Source organism: Pseudomonas laurylsulfativorans (genome assembly GCF_002906155.1).
GTDB lineage: Bacteria > Pseudomonadota > Gammaproteobacteria > Pseudomonadales > Pseudomonadaceae > Aquipseudomonas > Aquipseudomonas laurylsulfativorans.
The window spans coordinates 411,518-434,676 of record NZ_MUJK01000002.1 but is presented as its reverse complement, the minus strand read 5'-3'; the positions used below and the strand labels follow the sequence as shown (position 1 = coordinate 434,676).

The 23,159-nt window shown below is 59.9% G+C and carries 14 protein-coding genes; 5 read left to right on the top strand and 9 right to left on the bottom strand.

Going from position 1 to position 23,159, the window contains the following annotated elements:
- Window positions 1–36: 36 nt before the first annotated feature.
- Window positions 37–1,656, top strand: coding sequence for an FMN-binding glutamate synthase family protein (locus B0D71_RS08320; protein WP_103394353.1), 1,620 nt, complete (start codon window positions 37–39; stop codon window positions 1,654–1,656).
- Window positions 1,657–1,683: 27 nt separating this feature from the next.
- On the opposite strand, the gene B0D71_RS08315 is transcribed toward B0D71_RS08320, so the two are convergent.
- Genes B0D71_RS08315 through B0D71_RS08305 form a run of 3 tightly spaced genes read right to left on the bottom strand, consistent with a single transcriptional unit; the run spans window position 1,684 to window position 4,506 of the window.
- The gene (locus B0D71_RS08315) at window positions 1,684–3,192 is read right to left on the bottom strand and encodes a glucosyltransferase domain-containing protein (RefSeq protein ID WP_103394352.1); all 1,509 of its coding nucleotides are present in this window, start codon (window positions 3,190–3,192) and stop codon (window positions 1,684–1,686) included.
- Window position 3,193: 1 nt separating this feature from the next.
- On the bottom strand, window positions 3,194–4,135 hold the full coding sequence (locus B0D71_RS08310) for a glycosyltransferase family 2 protein (RefSeq protein WP_103394351.1): 942 nt from the start codon (window positions 4,133–4,135) through the stop codon (window positions 3,194–3,196).
- Complete coding sequence (locus B0D71_RS08305) at window positions 4,132–4,506, bottom strand: GtrA family protein (RefSeq protein ID WP_103394350.1); 375 nt, start codon at window positions 4,504–4,506, stop codon at window positions 4,132–4,134. Before B0D71_RS08305 ends, B0D71_RS08310 begins: the two co-directional genes overlap by 4 nt.
- A gap of 245 nt (window positions 4,507–4,751) precedes the next feature.
- Here B0D71_RS08305 and B0D71_RS08300 point away from each other — a divergent pair, with 245 nt between their 5' ends.
- A complete protein-coding gene (locus B0D71_RS08300; RefSeq protein WP_103394349.1) occupies window positions 4,752–5,876 on the top strand; it encodes an OpgC family protein in 1,125 nt (374 codons plus the stop codon).
- 149 nt (window positions 5,877–6,025) lie between these two features.
- On the opposite strand, the gene B0D71_RS08295 is transcribed toward B0D71_RS08300, so the two are convergent.
- Window positions 6,026–7,447 (bottom strand): amino acid permease, encoded by a 1,422-nt coding sequence (locus B0D71_RS08295; protein ID WP_103394348.1) that lies wholly within the window; start codon window positions 7,445–7,447, stop codon window positions 6,026–6,028.
- A 428-nt stretch (window positions 7,448–7,875) separates the two neighbouring features.
- Here B0D71_RS08295 and B0D71_RS08290 point away from each other — a divergent pair, with 428 nt between their 5' ends.
- The 3 genes from B0D71_RS08290 to B0D71_RS08275 all read left to right on the top strand — a co-directional run bounded on the left by B0D71_RS08290 (window position 7,876) and on the right by B0D71_RS08275 (window position 16,556).
- Window positions 7,876–8,334: an REP-associated tyrosine transposase gene (locus B0D71_RS08290; protein ID WP_103394347.1), complete on the top strand. Its 459-nt coding sequence runs from the start codon at window positions 7,876–7,878 to the stop codon at window positions 8,332–8,334.
- Window positions 8,335–8,602: 268 nt separating this feature from the next.
- Window positions 8,603–11,725: a transglycosylase domain-containing protein gene (locus B0D71_RS08280; protein ID WP_103394346.1), complete on the top strand. Its 3,123-nt coding sequence runs from the start codon at window positions 8,603–8,605 to the stop codon at window positions 11,723–11,725.
- Between the two features lie 169 nt (window positions 11,726–11,894).
- Window positions 11,895–16,556: an NEL-type E3 ubiquitin ligase domain-containing protein gene (locus B0D71_RS08275; RefSeq protein WP_103394345.1), complete on the top strand. Its 4,662-nt coding sequence runs from the start codon at window positions 11,895–11,897 to the stop codon at window positions 16,554–16,556.
- A 56-nt stretch (window positions 16,557–16,612) separates the two neighbouring features.
- Here the strand turns inward: B0D71_RS08275 and B0D71_RS08270 are convergent, their stop codons facing one another.
- From B0D71_RS08270 to B0D71_RS08250, 5 genes are all read right to left on the bottom strand, one after another.
- Window positions 16,613–17,815 (bottom strand): hypothetical protein, encoded by a 1,203-nt coding sequence (locus B0D71_RS08270; RefSeq protein ID WP_240635684.1) that lies wholly within the window; start codon window positions 17,813–17,815, stop codon window positions 16,613–16,615.
- A gap of 152 nt (window positions 17,816–17,967) precedes the next feature.
- Window positions 17,968–18,456, bottom strand: a complete 489-nt coding sequence (locus tag B0D71_RS08265; protein ID WP_103394343.1) for a CS1 type fimbrial major subunit — start codon at window positions 18,454–18,456, stop codon at window positions 17,968–17,970.
- 63 nt (window positions 18,457–18,519) lie between these two features.
- Window positions 18,520–19,263 (bottom strand): pilus assembly protein, encoded by a 744-nt coding sequence (locus tag B0D71_RS08260; protein ID WP_103394667.1) that lies wholly within the window; start codon window positions 19,261–19,263, stop codon window positions 18,520–18,522.
- Between the two features lie 59 nt (window positions 19,264–19,322).
- Window positions 19,323–20,585: a hypothetical protein gene (locus tag B0D71_RS08255; protein ID WP_103394342.1), complete on the bottom strand. Its 1,263-nt coding sequence runs from the start codon at window positions 20,583–20,585 to the stop codon at window positions 19,323–19,325.
- Window positions 20,586–20,626: 41 nt separating this feature from the next.
- A complete protein-coding gene (locus B0D71_RS08250; RefSeq protein ID WP_103394341.1) occupies window positions 20,627–23,149 on the bottom strand; it encodes a CS1-pili formation C-terminal domain-containing protein in 2,523 nt (840 codons plus the stop codon).
- Window positions 23,150–23,159: the final 10 nt, after the last annotated feature.

The window sequence follows — 23,159 nt, the reverse complement described above, 5'->3', positions numbered from 1 at the left end:
ACGGGTCTTGATTGAGTCCGAACCCAAGGAAACCGTATGAGCCTGTCACTCCTGAGCCGCTACGCCTTCTTTGCCTTCTGCGTGATCTTCACCCTCGCCAGCCTGCCGTTTCTTCAATACGACTGGCTCTGGCCGATTACCGCTGTCACTGCCGTCCTCAGCCTGATCGGCCTGTTCGACTTGCTGCAAAGTCCGCACGCAGTGCGGCGTAACTACCCGATCCTCGGCAATATCCGTTATCTGGTCGAAGGCATCCGCCCGGAAATCCGCCAGTACCTGCTCGAATCCGACAGCGACGCCCTGCCCTTCTCCCGGGCCCAGCGCTCGCTGGTCTATTCCCGGGCCAAGAACGAAACCGCCGACAAACCCTTCGGCACGCTGATTGACGTGTACCAGTCGGGTTTCGAATTCATCGGCCACTCCATGCGCCCGGCGCCATTGAGCGACCCGAGCAGTTTCCGCGTCACGGTCGGCGGCCCGCAGTGCACCCAGCCGTATTCAGCGTCGGTGTTCAACATTTCTGCCATGAGTTTCGGTTCCCTCAGTGCCAATGCCATCCGCGCTTTGAACCAGGGCGCCAAGCTCGGCAATTTCGCCCATGACACCGGCGAAGGCAGCATCAGCCCCTATCATCGGGAAAACGGCGGCGACCTGACCTGGGAACTGGGCAGCGGCTATTTCGGCTGCCGTACCAGCGACGGTCGCTTCGACCCGGAGCGCTTCGCGGCGCAAGCCCGGACGCCGCAAGTGCGGATGATCGAAATCAAGATGAGCCAGGGCGCCAAGCCCGGCCATGGCGGCATCCTGCCCAAGCACAAGGTCACCCGGGAAATCGCCGAAACCCGCGGCATCCTGATGGGCGAAGACTGCGTATCACCGTCGCGCCACAGTGCGTTTTCCACGCCCATCGAAATGATGCATTTCATCGCGCAACTGCGTGAGTTGTCCGGCGGCAAACCGGTGGGCTTCAAGTTCTGCCTCGGCCATCCGTGGGAGTTCATGGGCATTGCCAAGGCCATGCTGGAGACGGGCATCCTCCCGGACTTCATCGTGGTCGATGGCAAGGAAGGCGGCACTGGCGCCGCGCCGGTGGAGTTCACCGACCACATTGGCGTGCCGATGCGCGAAGGCTTGCTGTTCGTGCACAACACCCTGGTGGGCCTGAACCTGCGGGACAAGATCAAACTCGGCGCCAGCGGCAAGATCGTCAGCGCCTTCGACATCGCCAGCGTGCTGGCCATCGGCGCCGACTGGGCCAACTCGGCACGCGGCTTCATGTTCGCCATCGGCTGTATCCAGTCGCAGAGCTGCCACACCAACAAATGCCCGACCGGCGTCGCCACCCAGGACACCCTGCGCCAGCGCGCGCTGGTGGTGCCGGACAAGGCCCAGCGTGTATTCAACTTCCACCGCAACACCCTCAAGGCCCTGGCGGAAATGCTCGCCGCCGCCGGCCTCGAACACCCGTCGCAGTTATCGGCCAAGCATCTGGTGCGACGCATGTCGGCGACCGAGATCAAGCTGTTCTCGCAGTTGCATGTGTTCCTCAAACCGGGGGAATTGCTGACCGGTGAAGTGAACGGCGAGTTCTACTCACGGATGTGGCAGATGGCCCGGGCCGACAGTTTCGAGCCCAGTGAAATAGAAGCGGCATAACCTCGCCGCCCCGATCGAAATCGCACGTCACCAACGCAGCGATTGGGTCGGGGTCGGCTCTTTCATGACGATAAAACCGTAATCCCCGATCAGGTAAATCCGGTAGAACAGACTGTCCACGAGCGCCGGATAGCCTTGATAGCCAACCCGCGTCGCGTTGCGCCGCTCCCGCTCCGCCACCACATTGATGATGCCCGCTTTCGGCAAATTCTCGGCCAGCATGTAGAAGTCGGTGTTGAGCAGGTAGTGCAGCACCGGCAACTGCTTGAATGAGCCTGCCGCCGCCACTAACCAATAGTCGGAATAACTCACCGATATGTAGATCCGCCTGGCCTCGCGCAGCGACGGGTGGCTGGCGATGTCGTACGCAAGACCGGCCAGCGCCGTGGACGCAAAGGTTTTCTGCACCGTCAGCACCCGGCCATAGGCGAACGACAACGACAGCATGGCCAGCAGAGGAATCATCAACAGCAGCGGCAGTCGCTCATGGATCGACGCCAGCGCCAGATGACTCAAATAGCACAGCAATACCAGCAGCACGGCGAAGCCCATCAAGGTGCGGGCGCCTTCGTTGAAGTCGCGGAAAAACAACGCCACACCGGACACCAGCAGCGTCACCACCGGAACTGTCAGCAAACACATCAGGCCGATCAACAGCTTCTTCGGCCCACCATCCTGGCGCGCCGCTACGTTCAGTCCCAGCCGCACCGCCCCGGCTATCGCCAATACCAGCAACCCGCCGAATACCCAGAGCCATCCGCCATGGAACAGCAACACGACCTTTTCCAGGACCCGGGCAATGTTGATCTGGATCTGCAATAACGGATGCGCCGTCCCGTCCAGCAGCAACGTGCGATTGGCGTCCATGAACGGATAAGCGCTGACGCTGTAGATCAAACCGCCGAGGATGAGCTGGGCGGCTTTCCAGCCCAGCAGGTCGCGCCAGGGCACCGGGGATGTTTTGTCGTTGGCGGCCCTGAGCAACTCCAGGCAACACAACCCGAGGAACACATTCAGGCTGATCTGATACAGCCCCAGCGCCAGGGCAATCAGGAGCGACGGCACCAACCACTGCACGCTGCGCCAAGGGTGACGAAAGGTGATCGCGTAGATCACCGCCACCAGGCTCAGAGCCGTGGCGGGACCGTCGTATTGATAAGACAGGTTCTGCAGGAAAAACGGGTTGTACCAGAGCGGCAACAGCACCAGGCAACAAGCGATGCCAGGCTGGCGGAAGTAATGGAACGTCAGGCTGGTCAGCGCCGCCGCCATGGCCAGCGTGGCGATCAACAACGGCAAAGGAAAGATGTTTGGCGCGGCATGACTGAAGGTCAGCGCGTTGTAGAACAGTTGGGTGAACAGTCGCCCCTGCTCGGACCAGGCCATGCCCGCCGCCAGCGAGCGCCAGTTGTCATCGATGTAGGGGTAATCCGCAAGGATCAACGGCAGGACATACACCAAGGTTGCGAGCAGAAAAAACCGCCAGACCTGATGCCGACTGAGCTCACGAACGAAGAAGTCACCGAACCGGCCCATGCTAGCGCCCGCCCCGGTCTTTACCGCCGACGATGTCCTTGATCACATAGCGCGGCCGGTGCTTGGCCTCGATGTAGATGCGACCGATGTACTCGCCGAGGATGCCGATGCCGATCAGTTGCACGCCGCCGAGAAACAGGATCGCGGTCATCAGCGACGGATAACCGGGGACGCTGTTGCCGAAGAAAATCTTGTCCAGCACCATGTACACCGCGTAAAGCACCGCGAAAATCGAAAGGCCACCACCCACGTAGGTCCACAAGCGCAGCGGTACTGTACTGAACGAGGTCACGCCTTCCAGTGCCAGGTTCCACAGCTTCCAGCCATTGAACTTGCTGCTCCCCGCCACCCTTCCCGCCCGCTCGAACTCCACCACCACGGTGTTGAACCCGGCCCACGACAACACACCTTTCATGAACAGCTGGTGCTCGGGCAGGGAGCGGATCACGTCGACCACCTTGCGATCCATCAGCCGGAAGTCACCGACGTTTTCCTCGATGCGGGTATAGGCGATGCGATTGAGCACATGGTAGAAAATCGACGCGCTATGGCGCCTGAGGTAGCCATCGACATCCCGATTGCGGCGTTTGGCGAGTACCACGTCGGCGCCCATTTGCCATTGCTCGACCAATAACGGGATGACACTGATCGGGTCCTGCAGATCGACATCCATGGGAATCACGGCATCGCCGCTGGCGTGCTCCAGGCCGGCAAACAGTGCCGGTTCCTTGCCGAAGTTGCGCGAGAAATTGATCAGCATGACCTGATCATCCGCCTGGGCCAGTGCCGTAGCCTGCTCGGCCGTGCGATCGGAACTGCCGTCGTTGATAAAGACGATTTCAACCTCGGTGTCGCGCAGCACCAGCTCACGGCGCACGGCCTGGTAAAACAGGTTGATGGACTGCTCTTCGTTGAACACCGGGACAATGAGCGAGATTTTCATTGATCACGCTCGCGAAACACCACGTATTTGGAATACAGGAAACCGAACACCAGGCTCAACGCCGAAAACAGGGCCACAGTAAGCAAACCGTGCAATCGCCAGATGTCGCCCAGATGGCCGACACCCAGGCTCAATGCCCCCATGCCCGAAACAAACAGCAGATAACCGCCGACCGAGGCACTGCCGGCGAAGGTAAATTGCGCGTTCATGTAGAAAGAAAACGACGCAGCCACGCAGAAGGCTGCCAGGTTGCTGAGCGCCTGACTGAGGCCGGCCGCCACGCTCAGCAGGAAAAAGACCTGCCAGTGAATCAGGGTGTTGGCGACCCCGATCACCGTGTAACTGGACAGCCCCTTCCACAACAGTCTCATGTGAGGCTCCCGTTTTAAGAACGTTGCACTCATGAGTATTTGAGCCTGTCTACTGTCAGAAATCGCAGGTTGACGGACCTTTCAGACCAGCGGTTAAGCCTTGAGGCAACAACCGAGACATCCGGTAATATGCCGGTTTTGCAATTGTCCGCGAATCAGTCCACCCTGCGCGCCGCCGCTTGGGCGCGCGACCTTTTGCACTCGCGGCCAATCCTATTTTCACCCGCTGTTACGAGCCTGCTGTCATGACGTTAGCGCGCGATCACCGGATCGACTTTTTTCGTGGTCTGGCACTGATCTTCATCTTTTGGGATCACGTGCCCCACAACCCTTTGGGGCAAATCACCCTGCGTAACTTCGGTTTCAGCGATGCGGCCGAAGTTTTCGTGTTTCTGGCCGGTTACGCGGCGGTGCTGGCGTACGGCAAAGTCCTGGCACGCGAAGGCTTTCTGATCGCCTGCGTAAAAATCCTGCGCCGGGCATGGGTGCTCTACGTGGTGCACATCTTCCTGCTGGCGATGCTGATGGGCATTGTGTTTTTCGCCAACAGCCACGTGGAAACACGGGATCTTGTAGAAGAAATGGGCATGCACCACTTCATCAGCAACCCCCAGCAGGCCCTGATCGATGAACTGCTGTTGCGCTTCAAGCCAAACCTGATGGACCCGTTACCGCTGTACATCGTGCTGTTGGCGGGCTTGCCCCTGGTGCTGCCGATACTGGTGCGCAAGGCCTGGGTAGTGGTCGCGATGTCAGTGGCGCTGTATCTGATGGTGCCACTGGCGGGCTGGAACCTCGCGGCCATCAAGGATGGCGTGTGGTATTTCAACCCGGTTGCCTGGCAGTTGCTGTTCGTACTCGGCGGCGCCACTGCGATTCATAGCCAGCGCCCGCGCGTGCCCGAAACTCGCCCACTGCTGCGCCGGCCGTTGTTTGTCGGTGCAGCGCTGTATGCCATGGTCGCGGGTGTGTTGACCGTCCTCTGGCGTTGGCCGGACATACACGATGCCGTGGTACCGGCGAGCCTGCAAAACGTCCTGTATCCCATCAGCAAGACCGACCTGTCCCCGGTGCGCCTGCTGCATTTCCTCGCATTGGCCTACGTCACGGCGAAACTGATTCCCGACAGCGGATGGACGCAAAACTGGCTGGCGCAACAAAGTTGCCGCATGGGCCGTTTCTCGCTGGAGATTTTCTGTCTGGGTGTGTTGCTGGCACCCTTGGCGGACATGGTCAATGCGCTGACCGACGACGCTTTTGCCATGCAGATCTTCACGGCGCTGGTGGGGGCAGGGTTGATGGCGTTGCTGGCGATGTGGCTTGAGTTCAACAAGCGATTGAATCGATCGCTGCAAACGGTGCCCGCGTGATATGAAAAGGCCCCGGTCCCTGGACTGTCTTATGTAGGAGCGAGCTTGCTCGCGATGGACTCAAGACCGCCGCATTTAGCCAGTAAACACGCGTAATCGTTAACGACCATCGCGAGCAAGCTCGCTCCTACAAGTTTCAGCATTACGTCTTACGAAACCGAACGCGCCGCACCTTGCGAAACATTCGTCGGTTGCAGCTTGAACGCGTAGAACAGCACCGTCAGCAGTACCAGGAACGCAGGCCCCACATACAGCGCCACCCGAGTGTCCGGGAAGTACGCCATCAGGCCGACCACCAGCACCAGGAACGCCAGCGCCAGGTAGGAGCTCACCGGGTACAGCCACATGCGGTACTTCAGCCCTGCTTGCTCGCTGGCGCTCAGGCCTTTGCGGAACTTGAGCTGGGACAGCAGGATCATCACCCAGGTCCAGATCGCGCCGAAGGTGGCAATCGCCGTCACCCAGACGAACACCTTTTCCGGCACCAGATAGTTGAGCAATACACCCAGCAGCAACGCGCCGATCGACAGCAGCAGCGCACGTCGCGGCACACCATTGCTCGACGTTTTGGCGAACCCGGCCGGGGCCTGGCCGTTCTGCGCCAGGCTGTAGAGCATGCGCCCGGTGCTGAAGATGCCGCCGTTACAGGACGACAGCGCAGCGGTAATCACCACGAAGTTGATGATGCCCGCCGCCGTCTTGATGCCCAGACGCTCGAAAGTCATCACGAACGGACTGCCCTGGGTGCCGATTTCGTTCCACGGGTAGATCGACAGGATCACGAACAACGCACCGACGTAGAACAGCAGAATCCGCCAGAACACCGAGCCGATGGCATCGGGGATAGTCTTTTGCGGGTTCTTCGCTTCACCGGCGGTCAGGCCGATCATCTCCACGCCGAGGTAGGCGAACATCACCATTTGCAGGGACATCAACACGCCTTGTACGCCGTTGGGCATGAAGCCACCGTGGGCCCACAGGTTGGAAATCCCCAGGGCCACGCCATCGTTGCCGAAACCGAAGGCGATGATGCCGATGCCGCCGAACACCATCGCAATGATGGTGACGATCTTGATCAGGGCGAACCAGAACTCGAACTCACCGAAGGCCTTGACCGCAATCAGGTTGATCGAGCCCATGCTGATCAACGCCGCGAGCGCCCAGATCCAGCGCGGTACATCAGGGAACCAGATGCCCATGTACACCGCCACGGCAGTGATTTCCGCGACGCAAGTCACCAGCCACAGGAACCAGTAGTTCCAGCCGGTCAGGAAGCCCGCCAAGGGGCCGAGGTAGTCTTGGGCGTAGCGGCTGAACGAGCCGGCGACCGGGTTGTGCACCGCCATCTCGCCGAGGGCGCGCATGATCACCAGGATCGCCAGACCGCCGATGATATAAGACAGCATGATGGCCGGACCGGCCATTTCGATGGCCTTGGCCGAGCCCAGGAACAGGCCTACGCCGATACAGGCACCGAGTGCCATCAGGCGAATATGCCGCTCGCCGAGTTCACGTTTGAGCGGACCGCCCTGAGCGGTCTCGCCTTGGGGCAGGTGATTGCCTACTGGCATGGGGGACAACCTCGTCTTGTTATTGGATATGGCCACCGAGTGGCGAAGCGCAGACCGATAAGCCATCGCTTCCCGAACCGGCCCGCCTCGTGGGCAACGCCGTCCTGTAGGAAAAACCCGCAAGATCAGTGGGAAAAACGGCGCCGAGTATTGCACAACAATGGTGCATCGTCATGCCCCTGCCAAAGCCGTGAAAGCTCTAAATCAAGCATTTCAGCCCGTGGCGAGGGAGCTTGCTCCCGCTGGAGTGCGAAGCACTCCCCTGCATTCGTTTTACGACTGCTACGCAGCCGAGCGGGAGCAAGCTCCCTCGCCACACGTTGCTTTGAGTCCTTCAAAAACCAGAGAAATTTCATTCAGCCAAGACAGATACACGTAAGAAAACAAGGAGCTAGCGTATTTAGATAAACGCCAAAGGGAGCAACGGAATGCCTCCACATCCAAACTCGCATCTACTACGCCGTGGACGATATTCAGAACCCGGACGGGGCTATTTGATAACCACAGTCGTGCATCAGCGCCGTCGAATGTTCGCGGATTGGCGGCTTGGGCGCCTTTTAGTTGAGAAGTTCAGGCGAGCCCATGATCAAAAATGGATCAACTCAATGGCCTGGGTCATCATGCCGGACCACTTCCACTGGTTAATACAACTTGAACAGCAAACGCTGGCAAAGCTGATGCAGGCCATAAAATCCCGCAGCACGCTAACGATCAACAGAGCGATCAACGAACGCGGCGCTTTCTGGCAAACCGGCTACCACGACCGGGCCATTCGCGACGGGGAAGATCTTCTACCGTTCGCCCGCTACATTGTTGCCAACCCACTCAGGGCGGGGCTTGTAGATAAGATTGGCGACTACCCGCTCTGGGATGCGTGTTGGCTCTGAAATCAAATGGCCGCCTGATCCCCCTGTGGCGAGGGAGCTTGCTCCCGTTCGCCTGCGCAGCAGGCGCAATCCAGCCTATCCCCATTTATCAGACGAAGCGCCATTGCAGGGGGTGGGGCTGCTTCGCAACCCAGCGGGAGCAAGCTCCCTCGCCACAAAAAAACAGCTATCGCCCGACATTCTGCCCTTCACATTTTTTTCACCCTCGCCAACCACCGTCTAAGCTTCAGTCAAGTCCGATCAATCTGCGTGAATGGATCAGTCGACTATGGGCGCTTTGTGGCAAACCGATTCGAGTAAAACCGTGGTCCCGACTGAAGGTGTGGATGAAGCGCCGTTACCTGAAAAACCCCGTCGTTCCAGGCACGGATGGGGAGCGTTCTGGCTCTTACTGTTAATTATTGCGATTGTCGTGGGGCTGGCCGCCATGAGGGAGATGCGCACCTCGAGGTTTCAGGCCCGGGAAGTCAGCAAATACGCTGCGTCACTGAACTATGAGCTCAAACCAGGTCCCAGCGATGCGATTCGCTATCCGGGCGACGGCCCGTTCGATCGGCGCCTGGGCTACAGCTCGCTGGATGAATTCCTGCCGCGCCTGATCAAGCGCGATTTCGTCGTTGAGGCGCAAACCCGCTTTTCCCCAGAGCTGTTGAAATACAGCGACAAGGGCCTGTTCGTGCCATATGCCGAGAAAATCCAGGCCGGGCTGTCGATTACCGATTGCCGCGCAGCACCGCTGTACCAGTACAACTACCCGCAGCAGCTGTATGCAACCTTTGCCTCGATCCCACCGGTGGTGGTCAACAGCCTGCTGTTCATCGAGAACCGCTTCCTGCTCGACCCCAAACAACCGCTGGCCAACCCGGCGGTAGACTGGCCGCGGTTCGGCATGGCGGCGTGGTCGCAGGTGGCCAAGATGTTGCACGTGCCCGGCCAATCCGCCGGTGGCAGTACCCTGGCCACGCAACTGGAGAAATACCGGCATTCCCCCGATGGCTTGACGGTCAACGGTGCGGAAAAAATTCGCCAGATGATTTCCGCCACCGTACGCGCCTATCAGGCCGGGCCACAAACCCTCGAAGCCCGGCAGAACGTGGTTCGCGACTACCTCAACAGCGTGCCGCTGTCGGCCGTACCGGGCCATGGAGAAGTGCATGGCATGGCTGAGGGCTTGCGCGTGTGGTATGGATCCGACTTCAACCAGGCCAACGCAGCCCTGACCAGCACTGCAACGGATCCAAAAACCATGGCGGAAAAAGGCCTGGTCCTGCGTGAAATGTTGTCGCTGATGATCGCCCAGCGCCGCCCTTCTCATTATCTGACCAAGGGTCACGATGAGCTGGCCGACCTCACCGACAGCCATATTCGCCTGCTGGCGCAAAACAATGTGATCGACGCGCCGTTCGCCGCCGCTGCCCTGGCTAGCAAAGTGACCTACCGCGACTGGGCCACCCAGCCGACCATGCAACCGATCGAAACCAACAAAGGCATCAGCGTCGCGCGCAGCCGTCTGGCCGGCATGCTCAATCGCCCGCTGTATGACCTCGACCGCCTCGACCTGTCCGCCACCAGCACCCTGCAAGGCGAGCTGCAAACCCAGGCCACCGAGTACCTGAAAAAACTGGCCGACCCGGCCTATGCCGCGGAAATCGGCTTGATGGGCGAACGCTTGCTGACGCCGACCAGCACCACCCAGGTACGCTACAGCTTCACCTTGTTCGAACTGACCCCGGACGGCTCGCGGGTGCGGGTGCAGACCGACAGCACCGACCAGCCCTTCGACATCAACGAAGGCAGCAAGCTGGAACTGGGATCCACCGCGAAAATGCGCGTGATGACCACCTACCTGCAAATCATCGCCGAGCTACACGACAAATACGCCGGCATGGCGGTTGCGGAACTGAAGAAAGTCGACGTGCCGGATCAGGATCGCCTGAGCCGTTGGGCGGTCGATTACCTGATCGAGAACAAGGACCGCGACCTGCAAAAAATGCTCGGCGCCGCCCTGGACCGCAAATACTCGGCCAGCCCCGGCGAGGCGTTTTTCACCGGTGGCGGCCTGCATGTGTTCCATAACTTCCGCAAAGAGGACAACGGCCGGATACCGACCCTGCGCGATGCCCTGCGCGAGTCGATCAACCTGCCGTTCATTCGCCTGATGCGTGACCTGGTGCGCTATACCACCTACTCCGGCCCGAACAACCGTGCCGAACTGTTCCTGGACGACCGCGACCCGCGACGCCAGGAATACCTGGCCTCGTTCGCCGACCGCGAAGGTACTTCGTTCCTGCTCAAGTTCTGGAAGAAGTACCGAAACAAGGACACCCAGGAACGGCTCGACACCTTCCTGGACAGCATGCGCCCGACGCCGATCCGCATGGCCGCCGTACATCGCTACCTGCTGCCACAGGCCAGCCAGGAAAGCTTCAACAGCTTCGTGCGCTCGCACCTCAAGGGCGCCAAGCTCACGGAAAAACTCACTGACGAGCGTCTTACAAGACTCTACGAAGCCTACAGCCCCGGCGCCTACGACTTACCGGACCAGGGTTTCATCGCCAAGGTTCACCCGCTGGACCTGTGGCTGATGGGCTACCTGCTCAACCACCCCGACGCCGAGTGGAGCGACATCGTCAAAGCCAGCCAGTTCGAGCGCCAGGAGGTCTACAGCTGGCTGTTCAAAAGCAGGCACAAGGGCGCCCGTGACAGTCGCATCCGCACCATGCTGGAGATCGAGGCATTCCTCGACATCCACCAGCGCTGGCAGAAAGTCGGCTATCCGTTCGACCACCTGGTGCCGTCACTGGCCACCGCCATCGGCAGCTCCGGCGACCGCCCGGCAGCCCTGGCGGAATTGATCGGCACCATCCTCAACGATGGCGTGCGCATGCCAACCCTGCGCATCGACAGCCTGCATTTCGCCGCGAACACCCCGTATGAAACCCAACTGATCAACGACCCGGACGTCGGCAAACGGGTGATGCCGTCCGAGGTGGCGACGGCCATGCGCGAAGCCCTTTCGCAAGTGGTGGATGCCGGTACGGCCAAACGCGTAGCCGGCAGTTTCAAACTGCCGGACGGCAGCCCGCTGGCCATGGGCGGCAAGACCGGCACCGGTGACAACCGCATCGAAGCCATCGGTTCCGGCGGACGGATTCTGAGTTCGAAGTCGCTCAACCGCACAGCCACCTTCGTGTTCTACATCGGCGAACACCATTTCGGCACACTGACGGCGTTCGTGCCGGGCCGCTCGGCGGAGAGTTTCACCTTCACCTCGGCGTTGCCGGTGCAGGTGCTCAAAGGCATGGCCCCGATTCTGACGCCGTACCTGCAACCGGGCACCCACACAATGTGCCAGCCGACCTCGGCAACCGAGGCAACCGCCCGCCGCTAGGCACGGATCGACAGATACGCGCGTGGCGGTAACCATGTATTTTTCACTCCTGTTTTTTACCGGGTTCGGGACGAAATCGAGGTCATTCCGAACCTGTTTTTGCGCTTTTTTTACGTAAGGTGCCTGCCTAGTCTGATCGCTCCATCCATGATCAACGGACGATCAAACCATGCACCAGACTTCCAACCCGCCCGCCAACGACCCGACGGATCAAAGCATCCATTTCGACCTGGTCAGGCAGACCATCCCTTCCTGGCTATCAGAAGCCTCACTGTCTCGTATCACTGCGCTGAAGGCCGACCGCGTGACCCTTCCCGCCTGGCAGGCGGACGCTGCACAGACGCTACAGGAGCGCTTGAAAAAGGACGTCAAACTCGGTTGGACCGCGCAAAACGATGTCGACCGGGCCCTGAGCGAACTGCAGGATGTCTACGCCTTCGCCAAACCCGTGTTGCAACAGGCACTGAAGGACCGCTTCGGCGTCGAAGACGATGTCGAGGAAACCTGGCTGCGGCTGTATGCCCCGGTGAAGACGGCCTGGTGGGTGCATGACTTTTCCGGCGGAACCACCAGCCGTACCGTCTCGCTGCTGGATGCCGCCCTGCACAACTTCTCCCGTGACGAGGCGTTCACCCAGGACTCGGAGTTCATCACCCGCCCCGACGCACGCGGGCATTTCAACGTCAAACCGCTCAAGTACAAACTGAGCATCAAGCAGTTCAAGTCACTGTGTCGCGACCTGGACATCGGCACCCGCTACCAACAGCACCTGAAAGACGTTTTACTGCCGGCCGACAAGGCGGCGAGCAATGTCCTGCGCCAAAAAGTCATTCTCAGCCAGAAAAGCGCACTGAATGTCGCCGCGCAAATGGCCCTGATGAAGAACGACATCGATCAGGCTGCCTATGACGTCGTGCAAGGCATGCTCGACGACCGTTCACAACTGAAGTGGAACGGCCAACCCGTCGACTATTACAACCTGGCAATGATGGACACGCGCCTGAGCGGCATCATCCTGATCGCGGCGGATGCATCCAGCGCCAGCGGCCCGGTCCCGGTGATTGCCTATGTTCCCCAGGATCCGCTGCACCCGCTCAAGCAATACCCCTCGTCACTCGAATTCATGGCTGAACTGACGCGCCAGTTGCGCGATGACGCATCCGCCAACAGCTATCAACGGTTCTTCAGCCAATTCGTGCCCCATGAGCAACGCGGCATTTTTTTTGCCGGGTTGAACGCGCGTCTGAGCACGGTGAAATGGCAGCCGGTGCCCGGCAGTTCCAGCTTGCCGAGCTGGCGCGAAACCCCTGTGGATAAACCCGATCTGCAATTCAGCGTGTCGAGCATCAAGATCGACCGCGAGACGACCTTCAACAATGATCTATGGGGCTACCGCTACCGGCAGACCCTCAACAAGGTGTTCAACGATGCCCGGGAAATCGCCATCGCCACCGAATACGCCGACCGCATGGCCCGCTGGGCGTGGTGGGACAACCTGGAAAAGATGCTCGCCGACATTCTCAACATTGCCTTGCTGGTGGCGACGCCACTGGTGCCCGGCCTGGGTCAATTGATGCTGGCGTACACGGCCTATCAACTGACGGATGGCGTGGTCGAGGGGCTGGTCGACCTGGCCGAGGGACGCGTGGTCGAGGCCGGTGAGCAAACCCTTGGTGTGCTGGAAAGCGTCGTCCAGTTGGGCGCGTTCGCGGCGGCAGGCGCCGTCGGCAATGTCGCTCGGGCGAAGCTCTCGCCGTTCTTCGAAGGCCTGAAACCGGTGCAGTTGGCAAACGGTGAGACGCGCTTGTGGAACCCCGACCTCAGCCCTTATCAGCGAACCGACGTGGATCTGCCCGCGGACGCCCGGCCTGATGACCAGGGCATTCACCAGCATCAGGGCCGACGCATCTTGCGCCTGGACGATCAACATTTCGAAGTACTGGAAGACCCGGTCACCGGGCAACAGCACATCCGCCATCCGCAGCGTTTCGATGCCTACACCCCGACCCTTCGCCACAATGGCCAAGGCGCCTGGGTCTGCGAAACGGAGAATCCGCGCGAGTGGGAAGGCTCGACCCTGATGCGCCGCCTCGGTCACAGCACCGAGGGTTTCAACGATGAACAACTGGAGCAGATTCGCCAGATCAGCGGCACCGATGAAGCCGTGCTGCGCAGGGTGCATGTTGAAAACACCCCGCCACCACCGCTGCTGACCGATACCCTGCAACGCCTGGCTTCACCGCCCATTGCACCCGCTGCGTTATCCCCTGAAATCGCGCCGCTGTTCAGCGACTTCCCCGAGCTGCCGGCGACCGTTGCCGAACAAATCCATGCGCATGCCAGCGCCGCGGAACGTCAGCGGATCACACAAGAAAACCGCCTGCCGCTGCGCCTGAGGACCCAGGCACGAGAGCTGCAATTCGAAACGCAAGCAGTACGAGCGGCCCAGGGTCTGTACCCGAGTGCATCAATCACGCCCGACACCGAGCGCCTGGTGCTGGGCACCTTGCGCTTCAACACCGATACCTTCGGCGACCTGCGCCTGGAAATTCGTCAGGGAACATTCGATGGCGAGCTGCGTTACAGCGTCGGCCCCGATGACGCAACAAAGGTGCGGGTGCTGATTCGCGACGATGCCGGGCAGTATCAGGTGCGTGATGGCGAGGATCAGACGATCCATGAAGCGGATGACTTTTTCGAAGCCGTGCTGCAGGCCACGCAGGAGAATGGGCAAAACAGCCTGGGCTACAAACCGAGTGACGGCGACATGTTCCGCCAATGGGTCATGGTCAAATCGGCCCCGCCCAGTGAACGTCGGAAGGTGCTTGCCACCCCGCCCGTGCGCCCGGTGGCCGAGTTTGAAACGACGTTGTTGGTGCGTGGAAGTGGGTTGAGCCGGGAGGGCCAAACAGTGCACGAACGCATTCATGACCTTTATCCGCACTTCAGCGATGCCGAGGTCGATACGTTCGCCAGTGCCCTGATTGAACGGGGTGAGCCGATGAGGCTCCTGGAAGAACAGGAAAACGATCTCAACCAACTGCGTAATCTGATCGATCTCTGGCGCGCGCAGGCCGCCGGGCTGGATGCCGACAATCCGATACCGTTACGCGGCGCTCGGCAACACATTGCCCGGTGTTTGCTCGCCTGTTTCGAGCGAAAAAACACCGAACTCGGCAGCCGTACCGATCCGCATGGCTATGCACTGGATCTGTCACACGATCCACTTCTTTTGCCCCGAAACCTGAGCAATGCATGGCCAGAACGGCCGCAGCTACAAAGCTTTCTGGACAAGATCACCATCCTGAAGCTCGATAACACACGCTTTTCCAGCACGTCGAACGGCTTGCTGAAGGACTTCCCCAATCTGCGCGAACTCAGCGCCAACCGATGCTTCCTGACGACCCTGCCGGAAAACTTCGGCGCCCTGCATCGGCTCGAACGTCTGCGCTTGAGTGACAATAAAATCGTGCTGGACGACGCCGCCGTCGAGCAACTGAAACACCTGACCTATCTGGAGATTCTGCGTCTCGACAAGAACCCGCTGGGCAAGCCCATCGACATTTCACGCATGCCCCGGTTGAAGGTCGTAGGGCTTCGGAACACGGCAATTACCACCTGGCCCGAAGGTACGTTGAGTAAAACCAGGCCTCGCGGTTTTCTGCTGGATCTTCGGGACAATCCGATCAGCCTGATTCCCGAAGTGGTTCCCGGCTCAGCGCATGCCTGGGTCGTGGGGCGAACCCGGCTGGGTGTCGGCAATCTGTCGGAACTCAACCAGGTTCGCTACCAGGCCATCCGTCGCTCGGTGGCACTGCCCCCGGAGCCCATCGTGCCCTCCAACAGCATGGCCGAGTGGGTGGTCAGCTCGGACTACAGCGCGAAACACTGGAACGATGTACCCGGCTGGGGCGTCGACCGGGCCAATCTGTGGTCGGAACTGGTCGGTGAGCCCGAGGCCGAGCGCTTCCTGAACGTGCTGCTCGATACCCGGCTTTCTGCCGACTACCGGGCCGGCGGCACGGCCCGGGATCAACTGGTGCAGCGTGTCTGGCGCATGCTCGATGCCGTCTACGTCGACACACCTCTGCGGGAAAAGCTGTTCACCATGGCCATCGCGCCGGTGGATTGCGCCGACGCCGGTACGCAGCTGTTCAATCACATGGGCGTCCATGTGCTCGCCTACGAGGCCCATGCCTATTCCACCGACCCGGCTCAGCTCGAACAGAAACTGGTGACCCTGGCCAAAGGCGCCGCACGGCTGGAACAGGTCAACGACGTTGCCCGTGCCGATGTCGCCAGTCGTGGCGGTAACCCGGACGAAGTCGAGGTCTACCTGGCCTATCAGACCGGATTGGCAGAGCGCCTCGACTTGCCCTGGCAATCGAAGGGCATGCTGTACCGACCAGTGTCCGGTGTCACTGACGCAATGATCGATCAAGCGTATGAGACGGTATTGGCGCTGGGCGAAGGCGATGGTCTGGTGGACCGAATGCTCGAACAGGATTTCTGGCAAAACCATTTGAACGAACGCTATGCGAACCCGCTGGAAACCAACACGCGTCGCTATCAGCGCTTGTCAAACCAACTCGACACCTTGCGCGATACACAGCGAGCATGGGTCGAGTCGACCTCTGACATTCAGCGCGCCGCATTGCGCAGCCAACTCAGGGAACTGATGAACGACCTTCCGGTACCGGACACCGTGGTCTTTGCCGATGAGCCGTTCAGCGATACGGTTTTCGACCGATTACTGGTCGACCTGGGCGACGCCGAGAAAGAACTGTCGAGAAGCTTGACCCGTACTGCCATGAGGCGCGCCGGCCAGTAAAAGCGGAAACGTGAGTGTCAGGCGGCATTGATGCTGGATGTGCTGGCCGCCTGACTTCAGATTTCCGAATCCCAGATCACCGTGACCTTGCCCTTGTAGAAGGGACCTGCACCGGGTGCCAGCATGAATTGCATCTGTCTTTCCGGCACCTCGAAGTGCAGAACACCCGGTGCTCTGTCGACGTAGAAACCCGGCTGCAAATACAGCGCATTGGCCGCGCCCGCTCGCAAACGCCGGTGCCTGACGGGTTGCCCGCTCATGTCGGTCAGGCCATTGGGCAGGGTGACATAGACCTGCAGTTCCACGCCTCGCCTGGACACCCGGTCATCGAGCAGGCAATCGTAAACAGTGCCCCACCATTCACACTCCAGCTGCATTTTGAAACGCGAGGAGGCCGAGATATTGAAGGTCTGGTCACGGAACAAACGCGCCGGTCTGCGCCCCGCCTGCAACCAACTCTGCCACCCACCGGCTGGGACCAACTGGACTTTCTCGCCTCCGGGTGGGACATCGACCTTGAGCGTGTGTTGGACGTCGAGGTTGAAATTCATCGTCAACACCGGAGTGCTCGGCAGCATGACATCGCCGAAGTCGAAGTCGCCGTTGGGGCCGACGGTATAGGTCAACGAGCCCGTATAGTTGCCAGCCAACATGCCCAACGGATTCGGCGTGACAAGCTCATAGGAAAAATCCAGAAAGTCGTAACGCATCCACGGAACATTGAATTTCGCCTGTTTGTCACACGCGGCCTCAACCGGAGTTTTCCAGAAAAAACCGTAGTAGTTGGTAGCGTAGTAACCCACACCACTGTAAAGACAGGGCGCCGGGGTGTTCACCCAGCTCGATCCCCATAGGAGGTTGTGCGCAAGCCTGTAATCGTCGGCGCCCCCCACCAATTCCATCACATCCTCTGTCACGTATTTGGAGCCCACGCCGGTAATGCGCATTTTTACCGTCTCCACCTCTCCGGACTCATGACGAACCGTCAGCTCGCGCCATTGCGCCGGCACCTTGAAGGTTGCGCCCTGGCGCGACGACGCATGGTTGGCCGGGATCGCTCGGCTGGAATTGAACTGAATCGGCACTTGCAGGCTGAACGTCTGATTTTCGACACATTGTCCCGGGTATCGCTCGCAGTAACCGCTGAGTGGCGTGGTGTTCTTGAATTGATTGAGATGCGGATGAGCCGAATCAGGCTTGAACAACGCCGTGATTGAAACATCCTGCGCCAACGCCTGGGGCATCAGCCACCACACCATCAAAAGAGTCCATAACCAAGGACGCCTCGTTGAAAACAAAAAACCTATAACGCTCATCTGTACCCACCTCCGATAACCCCGCCCTGTTCCCTGGGAGGGTCGATATCCACTCGACATTCAAACGCTGAAAAACCCGGCATAACGAAAAGGGATCAGGGTGCAGCAGCACTGAAAATCAACTGAACCGTTCCGTAGTAAGTGCCCGGCTTATAGCCACCGACCGGCACCTTCGGCTGAATTTCCAGAGGAAAACGCCCGCCTGACATGGCCTGCGCTGCCGACACCACCTGGCGCGGCGTCGCATCGTGGCTCAGCTCCTGACCGTTGAAGCTGACCCTCAGGTAGATGTTCTGGTCTTCACGCCCGTTGAACAGATAGGGCTCGGCGTCCAGCCGCGCTTCGATCGCACTGGTGTCGTGCTTGACGTCGAAATGCTTGCGCAACCCGTCGAGCCTCGACGTGTTGCGATTCCACGGCAGGGTCTGTTCGAGATGAATCCAGTTCGTCTCGGCCGGTATCACGTAAAAGCCCAGGGTCGGAATATCCGCCCACACCTCGAACGTGCGCTCTTCCCGTGCCGCGAAAACCTGGGCACACGTCATCACGCCCACACACAGGGCGAAGGCCGATTGCTTGATCATGTCAGTTACCTGTTGCGTGAAAAAAAGCGGCGAGTCTTCCCGCGCGACTCGCCTTGGGCGGTGTTACTGGCTGGCAATGCGCAACGCCTTTTTGTCGGCGCCTTCGATCAGGTTGAAGCGGTATTCCCGACCGGGTTTCTTCTCGAACTCGAACGACTTGCCCGCCAGAACGTGATGCTTGGTGGTCGGCTCGCACTCGGTTTCATTTTTCAGCGAGCAGTTGCGAAACTCATCGATCACCACCACGGTGTTGCCGTTATTGCGCAGTCGATAAACACCGGCACTGTCATCGATCACGCTGTCGAAACGGCTGTTCTTCGGGCGGACAAAAAACACCGTGCCGAAGCCGGTCATGACGTTGACCCCCGCCGACAGGTTCTCCTTGTAGGTGTCGCGCTCTTCACTGGACACCGCAAAATCGTCTTCCTTTTCTGGTACCACCGGCACGAAGCGCACACGGAAATAGCGCTCGGTGTCACGGTCTCCCATGAGCAGCAAGCGTGTGCCCTGCATGCCTTTGGCAGGGACGATCAGACGCGCCGGGCTGGCCATCAAGCCATTGCGACTGCTGCCATCGGTTTGTGGTTCGACCGGTATTTCACGGTGGCTGCCATCGGCGTCATAGACGATTTCGAGGATGTTGACCTTGACGAACGCGGTGCTGTCGCCGCTGTTGTAAACGCGCTTGAGATAAGTGCTCTTGTCGCTGTCCAGATAGTCGTACACCGTTCCGACGTTGATCTGCGGACCGGCCTGAACCGCCAGAGAAAACCCGCTCAAACCCAACAGCAACCACAGACGTTTCATACCCTTGAACCTCATGACATTGAACACAACACAGGCGCGGCCCATCGATAGGCGGCCCATCAGATTTCCGAATCCCAGATCACGGTGACAGAGCCGGTGTAGGGGCTCGCCACATTGGGTTGCTGAAGCATCCACTCCACCTCATCCTTTGGCACCTCGAAGTGCAGAACGCCAGGCGCCCTGTCCACGTAGAAACCAGGCTGGAAAATTTGCGCACCTTCAGGTCCGGCCTTGAGTCGCTTATGTCTGACCGGCTGGCCGGACGGGTCGGTCAAGCCATTGGGCAGGCTGACGAAGACCTGCAGCTCCACCTGTCGCCTGCCGAGCGCATCCTTGATCGTGCAATCGAGAGTGACCCAGGCCTGACATTCGTAATACATCTTGAAACGCGACGACGCCGAGATGTGGAAGGTCTGGTCACGGAACAACCGCACCGGTTTGCGCCCTGCCTGCAGCCAGCTTTTCCAGCCACCGGCCGGGACCAACTGGACCTTTTCGCCACCGGGCGGGATGTCGACCTTGAGGGTGTGTTGCACGTCGAGGTTGAAGTTCAGGGTCAACACCGAGTCGGTCGGTATCAACACATCGCCGAAATCGAAATCGCCGTTGGGGCCGATGGTGTAAGTCAGCGAGCCGGTGTAGTGCCCCGAGGACATATTCAGCGGATTAGGGGTTTCAAGCTCATAGGCGAAATCCAGGTAATCGAAGCGCAACCACGGGACGTCATATTTCGCCTGTTTTGCACAGGCCCCTACCATGGGCGTTTTCCAGAAAAACTCGTAGAAATTGGTGCTGTAAAAACCACTGCCGGTGAAATCGCAAGGTCGTGGTGCATACACCCAACTCGAGCCCCATAAACGATTGTGGGCAATCTGGTAATTCTCGGCCCCGCCCACCAGCTCCTTCACGTCATCGGTGACTGCGCGCGAGCCAATGCCAGCGATGCGTATCCGGACCATTTGAGGGTCGCCGGTCGCTTCGTTTATCACCGTCAGGTCTCGCCAATTCGCCGGTGCCTTTAACATCGCCCCTTGCCGTTGGGATGGATGATTAGCCAGGATCGGCGCACGTGAATGGAATTGAACCGGCACCTGCAAACTGAATAAATCGTCGCTCTCGCACTGTTGCGCATGGCTTTGACAGTACCCGCTGGGCGCCGTGGTATTGGTGAATTTGTTGAGGTGCGGATGCGCCGAATCCGGCTTGAACAACGCCGTGATCGTCGCCACCTGGGCCTCGACCGGGCTGGCTATGGCACACGCAAGCAAGGCCACCGCCCACCAATGGCCCGCACGTGAAACGAAAGAACGCGAGACGTTCATGTAAGCCAAACCTCCGATAACCAGATTCAACGGCGGGCCACTCAGCCCGCTGTCTCCGCGTTGTGGGTGGCATCCGCCAGGGTGTCCGGCGAACAGCGCAAATCACCGATCATCAGCACGTTGTTTTCACTGCGGTGTTTGTCGGTATCGAGGCGGAACTGGCACAGCAACTGGTCGGCATAACGCACCTCCAGGGTCGGTGAACCCGCGTTCATTTCCATCGAGAAGAAGCCATCGACCTCGCTGACCCCACGGCTGGCGTGGTTGATCACGTGGTGACCCTTGAGCGGTCGCCCCTGCGGATCGAGCAAACGTCCGAGTACGGTCAGGGTTTTCATCACCCGCAACTTGCGGTACTCAACGCCCCCCTTGTTCAGGTGATAGCGGGTGCGCGAAGGTTCGATGCTGGCCGCCGGCACGTGATTGCCTTCGAAGTCGAAACTCACCGAACTGTTTTTGTAGGCCGTCAGCGGAATGAAATTGCGCCCCGGCCGCAGGGCTGCGCTGCCGCCACTGAGGTCGTCGGCGCGCAAGGCGATACCGTCGATGTCGGACTCGACGTCAACGATCATCCCGGCGCCGCGCCCTTGGTGCTGGCTGGTCAATGCCATGCGTTGCGCGCCGACCACTAGCGTGCTGTCGAGGTTCACGCCACCGGTGAATTTGTTGTTGAAGGACGAACGCTGGATAAAACCGTCACCATTGATTACGTCGGTACGGAAGTTCGCCAGGCTCGACAGGCCGACGCCATAGGTGTCGGTGAGCGCGGTCACCGAAACACTCTGCAGCACGTGGTCTTGCAAGTCTTTGCGGTAACCGAGCGAGGCGTTGTTATCGCGCCCCCCCTCACGGGCGGTGCGACTGCCGATGCTCCCGGAAATCTGCTGGCCGGGACCACCGAGGGCCATGTTGATGCTCAGGTCGACCCCGCGATTGCGCGCATCGCCGCTGCTGTAACTGCCCGGACGGTCGAACAACGACAGGCGCCAATTGGCATCGCTGCCAAACAGCTGGGTCCGTTGGGTCCAGCCGAGGTCCATGCCGACACCTTCGACGTTGCCCTCACTGTGAGATACCCGCGCGCTGAGCGAATTCTTGCGGCTGATGCGGTGGTTCAGTGCCAGCGACGAGTTGCTGGTCTGGCCGGTGAACACATTGCGTTGGCGCACGCGGGTGCCGTCGGGCAGTGTTTCGTAGGTGTTGGTGGTGTCGAGCCAGCTACGGTTGTGGCTGATCACCAGGCTGCCAGAGCCATAGTTGTACAGCCCTTGCAGGTCGGCACCGGTGCCGTGGTCTTCGGTCTGGTAGAGGTTGGCGTAGACACTGGTGCTGTTGCCCAGGGTCCAGTCGATCGAGCTGCCGTACTGGAGCTTTTCCCGCACCTGGCGTGCCGACAGGCCAAGAATCACCCGTGGGTGCAGCAGATAGTTGATCGAGGCGCCCGCCGTGGCATCGCCACTGCTTTGTTGATCCCAGTTGCTCAGTAGTTTGCTTTCCTGGCCGGCGAACAGGTTGTAGCGCCAGCGATCATCGTGGTTGCGCCAGTTGCTCGGCTTGTAGATCAGCTCTTGAGTGGTCGAGGTGATTTGACCGTCCTCGATCAGTCGTACTTCCACTTCGTAAATGCCGCCGGGCAATGGCCGTGTGTCGAGGGTCTGCAAACCCGCCGGGACCGACTGCGTGTTGATCAACAGGCCTTCGCGATAGATCTCCACCGACGCCTGGCGGTTGGCCGTGACGTAAACCGGGTACACGCTGGGTTTCGGACTGTCGATGGCCAGGCTATCGGAGCTGCCATACATCACGCCCACGGCGGTGTCGGGGCTGGTGCCGAACGAACGGGGCTGGCGGGTCAGGCCTTCGGAATTGGGCGTGAAGTAGCCCAGGCGGAAAAAGCTGCCTTCCAGTTCGCGCTGGGTGAAAAGCTCATGCACGGCGTGGTAGGTCTTGTCGTCCGGCCCACCCAGGCGCGCCAGTTGCATGTTGAAGGTCTGGCTCCAGTTGCCCAGGCTGCCGCTGGCCTCCAGACCGAAACGGCCGCCCAGGTCTTGGTCCTGGCCACCGTTGAGATTGAGTTGGTTACGCACCATCAGGCCGCTGCTGCCGCCTTCGGGTTGGTCGAAATAACGTTTGGCTTCGCTGTCGCGCTCGGCATTTTCAGTGACGATCGACAGCAATGAATTTTCCAGGTTGTAGTGCACCGCCAGCATTTGTTCCGGGCATTGCCCTGTACAGGCACCCAAGGCCACGCCAGGCTTGAGGATGTCGGCCCAGATCTCGCGCTCCCCGGCACCGAATCGGCTTTCACTGGTGTCGGTGAAGTCGAGCAACGTCACCCGGTCATCGCGGGACAACACAATCATCGCCTCGCCGAGCGGTTGCTGATCGAGTTCGACCCGAACCGCCAACGGAACGTCGAAAAAATGCTCCTCGAACTCTGCCGGCAAGCCTTTGGCCTGGGCCAGCAAACTTCGCGGTGTATTGTCAACGGAGGTGGGCGCCGCAAATGCACTGCTACATAACAGCAACGCGAGCGCTGCCGCGATGGGCGTCATCGGGAACATGAACGAGTAC

Bases quoted from the DNA above. Each gene is read 5' to 3' on its own strand.
- B0D71_RS08305 (WP_103394350.1), bottom strand. From the start codon at position 4,506: ATGAGACTGTTGTGGAAGGGGCTGTCCAGTTACACGGTGATCGGGGTC.
- B0D71_RS08290 (WP_103394347.1), top strand. From the start codon at position 7,876: ATGCCTCCACATCCAAACTCGCATCTACTACGCCGTGGACGATATTCA.
- B0D71_RS08280 (WP_103394346.1), top strand. From the start codon at position 8,603: ATGGGCGCTTTGTGGCAAACCGATTCGAGTAAAACCGTGGTCCCGACT.
- B0D71_RS08275 (WP_103394345.1), top strand. From the start codon at position 11,895: ATGCACCAGACTTCCAACCCGCCCGCCAACGACCCGACGGATCAAAGC.
- B0D71_RS08250 (WP_103394341.1), bottom strand. From the start codon at position 23,149: ATGTTCCCGATGACGCCCATCGCGGCAGCGCTCGCGTTGCTGTTATGT.
- B0D71_RS08300 (WP_103394349.1), top strand. From the start codon at position 4,752: ATGACGTTAGCGCGCGATCACCGGATCGACTTTTTTCGTGGTCTGGCA.
- B0D71_RS08260 (WP_103394667.1), bottom strand. From the start codon at position 19,263: ATGAAACGTCTGTGGTTGCTGTTGGGTTTGAGCGGGTTTTCTCTGGCG.
- B0D71_RS08315 (WP_103394352.1), bottom strand. From the start codon at position 3,192: ATGGGCCGGTTCGGTGACTTCTTCGTTCGTGAGCTCAGTCGGCATCAG.
- B0D71_RS08320 (WP_103394353.1), top strand. From the start codon at position 37: ATGAGCCTGTCACTCCTGAGCCGCTACGCCTTCTTTGCCTTCTGCGTG.
- B0D71_RS08265 (WP_103394343.1), bottom strand. From the start codon at position 18,456: ATGATCAAGCAATCGGCCTTCGCCCTGTGTGTGGGCGTGATGACGTGT.
- B0D71_RS08270 (WP_240635684.1), bottom strand. From the start codon at position 17,815: ATGGTGTGGTGGCTGATGCCCCAGGCGTTGGCGCAGGATGTTTCAATC.
- B0D71_RS08310 (WP_103394351.1), bottom strand. From the start codon at position 4,135: ATGAAAATCTCGCTCATTGTCCCGGTGTTCAACGAAGAGCAGTCCATC.
- B0D71_RS08295 (WP_103394348.1), bottom strand. From the start codon at position 7,447: ATGCCAGTAGGCAATCACCTGCCCCAAGGCGAGACCGCTCAGGGCGGT.
- B0D71_RS08255 (WP_103394342.1), bottom strand. From the start codon at position 20,585: ATGAACGTCTCGCGTTCTTTCGTTTCACGTGCGGGCCATTGGTGGGCG.